Source organism: Streptomyces sp. CNQ329 (assembly GCF_000482585.1).
On sequence record NZ_AXVU01000014.1, the window covers coordinates 141517 to 148910 of the forward strand.

Consider the following 7394-nt stretch of genomic DNA (forward strand, 5'->3'; position numbering starts at 1 on the left):
CGGCCGCCCGCGCCGTGCGCCCCACCGCGCAGCCCCGACCACCCCGGAGGACCCGCCCCAGGAGGTCCGCGTGACCGAACCCCGCACCCCGGCCCCCATCCCCGCCGCCGGCCCGCCCCCCGACCTCGCCGAGCTGGAGCGCGCCGCCCGCGCCGCCGGGGCAGCCCCCGCGGCGGGGCGCCGCGAGCCCGTCGTCGACTGCGACAACCTCGTCCGCATCTTCCACACCGGGGGCGTCGAGGTGCAGGCGCTCCAGGGCCTCGATCTCACCGTCGCCGACGGGGAGATGACGGCGCTCGTCGGCGCCTCCGGCTCCGGCAAGTCCACCCTCCTCGGCATCCTCTCCGGCCTCGACGTCCCCACCGCGGGGCGCGCCCGCGTCGCCGGCCACGACCTGCTCGCCATGGGCCGCCGCGAGCGGCTGGCGTACCGGCGCCGTACCGTCGGCTTCGTCTGGCAGCAGACCGCCCGCAACCTGCTGCCGTACCTGACCGCCCGGGAGAACGTGGCGCTGCCCCTGACGTACGCCCGCGTCCCCCGCCGCGAGCGCGCCGCCCGGGCCGCCGACCTCCTCGACGCCCTCGGCGCCGGGGACTGCGCCGACCGCCGCCCCGCGGAACTCTCCGGCGGCGAGCAGCAGCGCGTCGCCGTGGCGGTCGCCGCCGCCAACCGGCCGCGGGTACTGCTGGCCGACGAGCCGACCGGGGAACTGGACACCGCGAGCGGCGAGCAGGTCTTCGCCGCGCTGCGCCGTGCCAACGAGGAACTGGCCACCACCGTCCTCGTCGTCACCCACGACCCGCTGGTCTCCCGCCAGGTCCGCCGCACGGTGCAGATCCGCGACGGCCGTACCGCCGCAGAGACCCTGCGTGACGAGGAGCTGACGGCCGCGGAGTACGCCGTCCTCGACCGGGTCGGCAGGCTGCAGCTCCCGCGCGAGTACGTCGAGCGGTACGGTCTGCGACGACGGGTCCGGCTGACCGCGGAGCCGGACCACGTCGGGGTGTGGCGGGCCGGCGGGGAGCCGGACGGACCGGGCGAGCGGCCCGGCGACGGGCACGACGAGGGGGAGGACTCATGAGCGAGGACACCGGCAGAGAGGGCACGGCGGTACGGGAGCGGGCGGCGGGCCCCGGCGACGCCATGGTCGTCGTCGAGGACCTGCATCGCACCTACGGCAGCGGCGCCACCGCCGTACACGCCCTGCGCGGGGTGTCGCTGCGCGTGCCGCGCGGCGAACTGGTGGCGCTGAAGGGGCGGTCGGGATCCGGCAAGACGACCCTGCTGAACCTCGTCGCGGGCCTCGACGTCGCCGACTCCGGGCGTATCGAGCTGGACGGCGTGGCGCTGTCCGGGCTCGGCGAGGCGGAGCTGCTGGCGCTGCGACGGGACCGGATCGGGCTGGTCTTCCAGTCGTTCGGGCTGATCCCGATCCTGTCCGCGGCGGAGAACGTCGGGGTGCCGATGCGGCTGCGCAAGGTGCCGCCGCGCGAGCGCGAGGAGCGGGTGGAGCTGCTGCTCGCGCTGGTCGGCCTCGCCGACCACGCCGCTCAGCGGCCCGGGGAGCTGTCCGGCGGGCAGCAGCAGCGGGTGGCGATCGCCCGGGCGCTGGCGAACCGGCCGGCGCTGATCATCGCGGACGAACCGACGGGGCAACTGGACGCCGAGACGGGGCACGCGGTGATGGAACTGCTGCGGGCGGTGGTGCGCAGCGAGGACGTCACGGCGCTGGTGGCCACGCACGACGCGGCGCTGCTGGACCTCGCGGACCGGGTGCTGGAGCTGCGCGACGGCACGATCACGGACCACTCGGACCCGGGCCCGGCCCCGGAGCCGTCCACGGCCTGACGCGCACGCCCCGCGCCGGACCCGGCCCCCGTCCCGTTCCCGGCCGCTCCCGGGCCCGTACGGCACGCACTCCGCCCCGTCAGGGATGCGTCAAGGTCCGGTCCCGCGTCCGCGCCGGGCACCCCGGGACCGCCCCCGCGGTCGTACGCTCGACGGTGCGACATGCACGTCAGCGGACGGACGATCGATTCATGACACGGGGCAGGCTGCGGATCTACCTGGGCGCGGCGCCGGGCGTGGGCAAGACCTACGCGATGCTCTGCGAGGCGCACCGCCGGCTGGAACGCGGCACCGACGTCGTCATCGGCTTCGTCGAGCACCACGACCGGCCGCGCACCGAGGTGCTGCTGCACGGCCTGGAGCAGATCCCGCGCCGCGAGCTGGACCACCGTGGCACGCGGTTCACCGAGATGGACGTGGACGCCGTCCTCTCCCGCCGCCCCGCCGTCGCGCTCGTCGACGAGATGGCGCACACCAACGTCCCCGGCTCCCGCAACGAGAAGCGCTGGCAGGACGTCAAGGAGCTGCTGCGCGCCGGCATCGACGTCATATCGACCGTCAACATCCAGCACCTGGAGTCGCTGGGGGACGTCGTGGAGAACATCACCGGCGTACGGCAGCGGGAGACCGTACCGGACGCCGTGGTCCGCAAGGCCGACCAGATCGAACTGGTCGACATGTCGCCCGAGGCGCTGCGCCGCCGCATGGCCCACGGCAACATCTACGACCCCGGCAAGGTCGACGCCGCCCTGTCGAATTACTTCCGCCCCGGCAACCTCACCGCCCTGCGCGAGCTGGCGCTGCTCTGGGTCGCCGACCGCGTCGACGACTACCTGCGCGAATACCGCCGCGAACACGACATCCGCGAGACCTGGCAGGCCCGCGAACGCATCGTCATCGGCATCACCGGCGGCCCCGAGGGCCGTACCCTCATCCGCCGCGGCGCGCGCCTGGCGACGAAGGGCGCGGGCGGCGAGATCATGGCCGTCTCCATCTCCCGCAGCGACGGCCTGACCCCCCTGAACACCGCCTCCCCCGAGGAACTGGCCGTCCAGCGCACCCTGGTCGAGGACCTGGGCGGTACGTTCCACCACGTCATCGGCGACGACGTGCCGGACGCCCTGCTGGAGTTCGCGCGCGGCGTCAACGCCACCCAGATCGTGCTGGGCTCCAGCCGCCGCAAGGCGTGGCAGTACGTCTTCGGCCCCGGCGTCGGGGCCACCGTCGCCCGCGAGTCGGGACCCGACCTCGACGTGCACATCGTCACCCACGGCGAGGTCGCCCAGGGCCGCGGGCTGCCGATCTCCCGCGGCGCCCGCCTCGGCCGCGGCCGGATCGTCGCCGGCTGGCTCTTCGGCCTGGCCGGCCCCGTGCTGCTCACCGGGATGATGCTGCTGCTCGACCGGGGCCTCGGGCTGGCCAACGAGGTGCTGCTGTTCCTCTTCGCCACCGTGCTGGCGGCCCTCCTCGGAGGCACGCTGCCCGCGCTGGCCTCCGCCGCGGCCGGCTCGCTGCTGCTGAACTACTACTCCACCCCGCCCGTCGAGACCTTCACCATCGCCGACGCGCGCAACATCGTCGCCCTCGTCGTCTTCTTCGCGGTCGCCGTCGCGGTGGCCTCCGTCGTCGACCTCGCCGCCCGCCGCACCTCCCAGGCGGTGCGGCTGCGTGCCGAGTCCGAGGTGCTGTCGCTGCTGGCGGGCAGCGTCCTGCGCGGCGAGGCGTCGCTGGAGTCGCTGCTGGACCGGGTGCGCGAGACGTTCGGCATGGAGTCCGTGGCGCTCTTCGAGCGGCTGCGCGGCGAGGACGGCTGGACCTGCGTCGGCCGCGTCGGCAGCAGCACCGCCGCGCCCGCGGGGCCGGACGACGCGGACGCCGACATGCCCGTCGGCGACGACATGGCCCTCGCGCTCACCGGCCGCAAGCTGCCCGCCGCCGACCGGCGGGTGCTCGGCGCGTTCGCCGCCCAGGCGGCCGTCGTACTGGAGCGGCAGCGGCTGGCCGCCGAGGCCGTGGAGGCCCGCAAGCTGGCCGAGGGCAACCGCATCCGCACCGCGCTCCTCGCCGCCGTCAGCCACGACCTGCGCACCCCGCTCGCCGCCATCAAGGCCGCCGTCACCTCGCTGCGCTCCGACGACGTGGCGTGGTCGCAGGAGGACGAGGCGGAACTGCTCGCGGCCATCGAGGCGGGCGCCGACCGGCTCGACGCCCTCGTGGGCAACCTCCTCGACATGTCCCGGCTGCAGACCGGCACCGTCACCCCGCTGCTGCGCGAGGTGGACCTCGACGAGGTGGTGCCCAAGGCGCTGGCCGGGGTGCCCGAAGGCAGCGTGACGCTGCGGATCCCCGAGACCCTGCCGATGGTCACCGTCGACGCCGGGCTGCTGGAGCGCTCGGTGGCGAACGTCGTCGAGAACGCGGTCACGTACAGCCCGCCCGGCATCCCCGTCCTGGTGCAGGCCAGCGCCCTCGGCGGCCGGGTCGAACTGCGCGTGGTCGACCGCGGGCGCGGGGTCCCCGACAGCGGCAAGGACCGCATCTTCGAGCCCTTCCAGCGCTACGGCGACGCCCCCCGCGGCGCCGGCGTGGGCCTCGGCCTCGCGGTCGCCCGCGGCTTCGCCGAGGCGCTGGGCGGCACCCTCGTCGCCGAGGACACCCCCGGCGGCGGGCTGACCATGGTGCTCACGCTGCGGGCCGCCCCGGGCCGCGGCCCGTCCGCTCCCGCCGGGCTGCCGGCCCGGGCGGCGACATGACGCCCGGGCGCGGGTACGGGACCGCCGGGCCCTCCCCGTACCGGTATCCGCATCCTCCGGACGGACGAAAGGGCGCCGCCATGCACCGGGTGCTCGTGGTCGACGACGAGCCGCAGATCGTGCGCGCGCTCGTCATCAACCTCAAGGCGCGCAGATACGAGGTCGACGCCGCCCGGGACGGCGCCACCGCGCTCAGGCTCGCCGCCGACCGCCACCCCGACGTGATCGTTCTGGACCTCGGGCTGCCCGACATGGACGGCGTCGACGTCATCCGCGGCCTCCGCGGCTGGACCCGGGTGCCGATCCTGGTGCTCTCCGCCCGGCACAGCTCCGACGAGAAGGTCCAGGCCCTCGACGCGGGCGCGGACGACTACGTGACCAAGCCCTTCGGCATGGACGAGCTGCTGGCCCGGCTGCGCGCCGCCGTCCGCCGGGCCGAGCCCGCGGCGCCCGAAGAGGCTCTGGCCGTCATCACCACCGACGCCTTCACCGTCGACCTCGCGGCCAAGAAGGTCAACCGCGACGGCACCGACGTACGGCTCACCCCCACCGAATGGCACCTGCTCGAAGTGCTGGTACGCAACGCCGGCCGGCTGGTCGGCCAGAAACAGCTCCTCAAGGAGGTCTGGGGGCCCTCGTACGGCACGGAGACCAACTACCTGCGCGTCTACATGGCCCAGCTCCGCCGCAAGCTGGAGGCCGACCCCGCCCACCCGCGCCACTTCGTCACCGAGCCGGGCATGGGCTACCGCTTCGAGCAGTGAAACGGACCGCCCCGTGCGGGTACCCTGCGGGCATGGACCCCGCCCGCAGCGCCGACCGCCCCGCCGGCCCCCTCCGCCGGCTGCTGGGCCGGATCACCGGCGCCGCGGAGCCGCCGGCGGAGGACACCCTGCCCCCCGACGAGGACACCGCCGAGGTCACGCCGATCCGGCAGTGCCACGACCGCGCCGTCGTCACCGTCACCGGCAGTCTGCGCACCGTCACGCTCCAGCCGCGCGCCGGCGTGCCCGCGCTCCAGGCGGAGCTCTTCGACGGCACCGACTCGCTCGACCTGGTCTGGCTCGGCCGCCGCGCCATCACCGGCATCGAACCGGGCCGCAGCCTGACCGCCTCCGGCCGGATCGCCATGAGCCGCGGGCGGCGGGTGCTCTTCAACCCCAAGTACGAACTGCGACCCCTCGGACAGGAGCAGCGGTGACGTCATTCGAGAAGCCGGCCGACGACCGCACCGGCGGCAGCGGCGCGACCGGCGGCCCGCCCGGGACCGGTGACGACGCGGACCGGCCCGCCTCCGGCGTACCGCAGGGCGACTCGCACGACGCCACCCGGGCCGCCATGGCCGAGGCGTTCGGCGGCATCCGCGGCATGGTCGAGACCACGGTCCCCGGGCTCGTCTTCGTGCTCGTCTACACCATCGGCTCGGACGTCAAGCCCTCGGCGATCGCCGCGCTCGGTGTCTCGCTGCTTCTCGGCCTCTCCCGGCTGATCACCCGCGGCACCCTCAAGCACGCCTTCAGCGGCGTCTTCGGCGTGGCCATCGGCGTCGTCTTCGCGATGATGACCGGCAACGCCAAGGACTTCTACCTCCCCGGCCTGCTCTACGGCCTCGGCCTGGCGCTGGCGTACATCCTCACCACGCTCGCCGGCGTGCCGCTGATCGGGCTGATCCTCGGCCCGCTGTTCCGCGAGAACCTCTCGTGGCGCACCCGCAACCCCGGCCGCAAGGTGGCGTACTCCAAGGCGAGCTGGGCCTGGGGCCTGATCTTCCTGGCCAAGTCCGCGATCCTCTTCCCGCTGTACTTCTGGGCCGACCCCAAGGAGTTCGGCTGGGTCATCGTGGCGCTGAAGATCCCGCCGCTGCTCCTGGCGGTCACGCTCACGTACATCTTCCTCAAGCAGGCGCCGCCGCCGATCGACGTGATCGCGGAGATGGAGGCGGAGGAGAAAGCGCAGGAGGAGCGGGAGAGGGCGGAGCGGGAGAAGACGCGGCAGACGGCGGAGCCCGAGTAGGCCCGCCGGCCCCGGTCAGCTTCCGCGCCGTACCGAAAGCAGCTCCTCCAACTGCTCCTCGCGCGCCTGCGCGGCGACGAAGAGCAACTCGTCGCCCGCCTCCAGGGTGTCGTCGGGCTTCGGCGTGAGGACCGTGCTGCCGCGGATGATCGTCACCAGCGTGGTATCCGCCGGCCAGTCGACGTCACCGACGGCGGTACCGGTGAGCGCCGACTCCTCCGGCAGGGTCAGCTCGACCAGGTTCGCGTCACCGTGGCTGAAGCGGAGCAGCCGGACCAGGTCGCCGACGCTGACGGCCTCCTCCACCAGGGCGGACATCAGCCGCGGCGTGGAGACCGCGACGTCCACCCCCCACGCCTCGGTGAAGAGCCACTCGTTGCGCGGATTGTTGACCCGGGCGACCACACGCGGCACGCCGTACTCGGTCTTGGCCAGCAGCGAGACGACGAGATTGACCTTGTCGTCGCCGGTGGCGGCGATGACCACGTGGCAGCGCTGCAGCGCGGCCTCGTCCAGCGAGGCGATCTCACAGGCGTCGGCGAGCAGCCACTCCGCCCGCGGCACGCGCTCGACGGAGATGGCGGTGGGCGTCTTGTCGATGAGCAGCACTTCGTGCCCGTTGTCCAGCAACTCGCCCGCGATGGAGCGGCCCACCGCGCCGGCACCTGCGATCGCCACTCTCACCGTGCTGCTCCGTTCGCTTCTCCGCCCGCGCGGCGTGTGTGCGGTAGGTCTGTGGTGTGCGGTGGGGCAGCCGTGCGTGCGTCGCTCACTGTGCTG

Annotated in this window: 7 protein-coding genes; 6 read left to right on the top strand and 1 reads right to left on the bottom strand. The window is 74.2% G+C overall.

The features are described from left to right. The first annotated feature begins 70 nt into the window (after window positions 1-70). The 6 genes from I003_RS0112095 (at window position 71) to I003_RS0112120 (ending at window position 6614) form a co-directional block, all read left to right on the top strand. Complete coding sequence (locus tag I003_RS0112095) at window positions 71-1081, top strand: ABC transporter ATP-binding protein (protein ID WP_078563943.1); 1011 nt, start codon at window positions 71-73, stop codon at window positions 1079-1081. After that, the gene (locus I003_RS0112100) at window positions 1078-1848 is read left to right on the top strand and encodes an ABC transporter ATP-binding protein (RefSeq protein ID WP_027771779.1); all 771 of its coding nucleotides are present in this window, start codon (window positions 1078-1080) and stop codon (window positions 1846-1848) included. Before I003_RS0112095 ends, I003_RS0112100 begins: the two co-directional genes overlap by 4 nt. Window positions 1849-2039: 191 nt before the next feature. Then, window positions 2040-4601 carry a sensor histidine kinase gene (locus I003_RS0112105; RefSeq protein WP_027771780.1) on the top strand — a complete coding sequence of 854 codons (2562 nt, stop codon included), beginning with the start codon at window positions 2040-2042 and terminating at the stop codon, window positions 4599-4601. A gap of 80 nt (window positions 4602-4681) precedes the next feature. Beyond that, complete coding sequence (locus I003_RS0112110; protein WP_027771781.1) at window positions 4682-5365, top strand: response regulator; 684 nt, start codon at window positions 4682-4684, stop codon at window positions 5363-5365. 32 nt (window positions 5366-5397) lie between these two features. Continuing rightward, window positions 5398-5802: an OB-fold nucleic acid binding domain-containing protein gene (locus tag I003_RS0112115; protein WP_027771782.1), complete on the top strand. Its 405-nt coding sequence runs from the start codon at window positions 5398-5400 to the stop codon at window positions 5800-5802. Continuing rightward, a complete protein-coding gene (locus I003_RS0112120; RefSeq protein WP_027771783.1) occupies window positions 5799-6614 on the top strand; it encodes a DUF3159 domain-containing protein in 816 nt (271 codons plus the stop codon). Before I003_RS0112115 ends, I003_RS0112120 begins: the two co-directional genes overlap by 4 nt. Before the next feature lie 15 nt (window positions 6615-6629). Here I003_RS0112120 and I003_RS0112125 read toward each other — a convergent pair whose 3' ends face one another. Further along, window positions 6630-7298, bottom strand: coding sequence for a potassium channel family protein (locus I003_RS0112125; RefSeq protein WP_027771784.1), 669 nt, complete (start codon window positions 7296-7298; stop codon window positions 6630-6632). Window positions 7299-7394 lie beyond the last annotated feature (96 nt).